This window comes from Mangrovivirga halotolerans (assembly GCF_026241165.1).
Lineage (GTDB): Bacteria > Bacteroidota > Bacteroidia > Cytophagales > Cyclobacteriaceae > Mangrovivirga > Mangrovivirga halotolerans.
On sequence record NZ_JAPFQN010000023.1, the window covers coordinates 1 to 2473 of the forward strand.

General features: G+C 37.2%; 3 protein-coding genes. 2 read left to right on the top strand and 1 reads right to left on the bottom strand.

What is annotated here, in order from left to right; translation table 11 throughout:
- A partial coding sequence (locus tag OO013_RS20020) for an IS110 family transposase (RefSeq protein WP_266058908.1) occupies window positions 1-772 on the bottom strand: 772 nt, incomplete at its 3' end.
- Between the two features lie 310 nt (window positions 773-1082).
- On the opposite strand from OO013_RS20020, the gene OO013_RS20025 reads away from it, so the two are divergent.
- Together OO013_RS20025 and OO013_RS20030 are read left to right on the top strand one after the other, a co-directional pair.
- Window positions 1083-1535, top strand: a complete 453-nt coding sequence (locus tag OO013_RS20025) for a hypothetical protein (RefSeq protein ID WP_266058909.1) — start codon at window positions 1083-1085, stop codon at window positions 1533-1535.
- 100 nt (window positions 1536-1635) lie between these two features.
- Window positions 1636-2199, top strand: a complete 564-nt coding sequence (locus tag OO013_RS20030) for a hypothetical protein (protein WP_266058910.1) — start codon at window positions 1636-1638, stop codon at window positions 2197-2199.
- Window positions 2200-2473 lie beyond the last annotated feature (274 nt).

The window sequence follows — 2473 nt, forward strand, 5'->3', positions numbered from 1 at the left end:
TAAAATGCTTAAAGTTTTTAAACCGATTGATATCGCCAAGCTCGACCAATAACTGCACCGTCGTTAACGGTCCGATACCCGGTATCTTCCGCAATAACTTCGCATTGGTTTTATAACGAGGATGTCGCTGCAACTTCCTTACTGAGATCGACACTTTTAGAAAATGACGATAAATAAAATGAAACTGATCCAGCAAGTAGTCCAGGGTCTGACGAGTCTGTATACTGGGCAGCTCTACTTGGCTGAGCCACTCCAGAAATGCCTTAGTCCAATACGGATTATCAAACTCTGCCGGAATATTTACCCCGGAATAAATAAACTTATCCTTGATCCGGTTCTTGATCCGAACCAGGTCTCCCCACAGTTTTTTGCGATAGCGAAAGAGTTGTCGATGCCCCTGAAGTTCGCAATCTGGAATATGAATGCCACGAAGCATACCAGCCCGAAGAGCCTTGGCGATCTTTCGACTATCAACCGGGTCAGTCTTTCCGGCCGTTTCCTTGTTAGTGGTTGGAATGTCTGCCGGATTCACCACCAGGCAATCATACCCATAGCTGATCAGCTCATGGGCAATCCAGAAACCAAACTTACTGGCTTCATACGCACAGATCACGATTGACTCTTTAAAATGAGTCTCAATGTAGGTTTTTAACGCTTCCGGGGTTGGTGGCTGGCTGAAGGTTCGATGGTGAATTGAACCTGTGAAGATACTTACACTCCATTGACGCTTGTGAACATCAATTCCAATGAATAACTTTAATCCTGTTCCCATGGTGTTTTTCGTTTGTTTTACCCTTATTTTACGGGTTCGGATTATATCATGGGAACTATAAGTCATGGCGGCAGTAGTGCCAGCTCAAGCGCGGGATTCTCGCTGGATTTCACTGTCCTATCGGACGCGAAATCGGCACGATAATCCGCCACAAACTCATACATCGAACGTTGTAAGTAATATGAAAAATGCAGCATATATTATAATTGGCATCTTATTTTCACTGAATATTTGTAAGGGACAAAATATTTCTAACAATGATTTAATTTATTTTTATTCAGTAACCATTAAATCACATTTTTCAAATATTTTGAAAGATGATGCAAATCTGAATAAGTCAGTTAAACCTACGTTTCTCTTAATACAAGACTCTTTGATATCTAATCCACCTGTTGATTTTGACAATTTCAATATCGAATACGTTTCTGAGAAGGAATGTATCAAATTATTAGAAAAGAAAAATCAGAATTTCCAATCTTATGATTTCATTTATATTAATAAAATTGCCAATGATACAATTGATATAAATATCGGAGGACCTAGTATTAGTGTAAATAAAACATTTAAGGTGAAAAACTGGAGAATTTCAACTAGAGAAGTCTCATATTCAATTTCTTGTGGGGGCACCTATGGTTACATTCCATCTGGTAGATTTATATATAATAAAAATGGCGATGAATGGATCTATATTTCATCTCAAGAAATCATAAAAGATAAACGAGAAGAAAGAAACAGAATAATTGAAAGTTATAGAACAAAATAAAATACTACTTACAACAATCACTATATCCGCATTTTTATGCCACAAGGGACATAAAAACTGCGCCATAGTGTAGACGTTGTAAGGCATTGTAGAACGAAATATGAAAGAATTCTTAAGAAGGATAAAACTGGTTGATAACCTGACCACTGAATTGAATATTCAAAAAAGTGAATTTATTAAGACTTTTAAAGCCCATGTAGATGAAGGTAGTACTGGATTCATGTCAGATGCATTTGATGTCTTTTCATCCAGTAAAAATGAATATAAAGGTCATGTTGGATACGATAATTTTAAAATTAAGAGAAGAAGACGTTTTTTCGATATGAACATGAACTTGGCTGTCGCAAGTGGAACGTACAAACAAAAAGAGAACCACCTAATTATTGAAACTGAAATTAATGGATTCAGCGGGATGATGATACCTTTCTACATTTTTGCATTAATCTTTTATTCTATTTTCATAGTGACTTTTTCTTTTGCCGATAATATAGATGGAAATGGAGCAGGTTTTGTGCTACCCTTTATATTAATACATGCCGCATTTATGTTTGGAATTCCTTACTTCATGATGCGAAGAAGCACCAAAAGAATGGCACATGAATTAGAAAGAGAATTCTTCTATATGACAAAAGAACATACGCCTTACAACACGCGCTATGAATGAATGGGGTTTTATCGGTCAGGATATTTTAGTGCGGATTGGGAAGTCCACCACACCTACCCGGCCGGAAGTTTTAAATTTAAATCAAGGCCGGGCCGCATAGGCGTGGCTATGTGTGTGAGGAAAGGTTAGTGCTTTCTAATCCCCTCTCATCATAGCTTGACGTTGGTATTAATTTAAAATGAACGAAACCCAAGTGAAATATCGAGAATGGGAACTCTATTCGGACAAAAAGATAACTGAACATACTTATAAGGAATTTGAGAATTCAGGAGCT

Coding starts and splice junctions, on each gene's coding strand:
- OO013_RS20030 (WP_266058910.1), top strand. CDS start 1,636: ATGAAAGAATTCTTAAGAAGGATAAAACTGGTTGATAACCTGACCACT.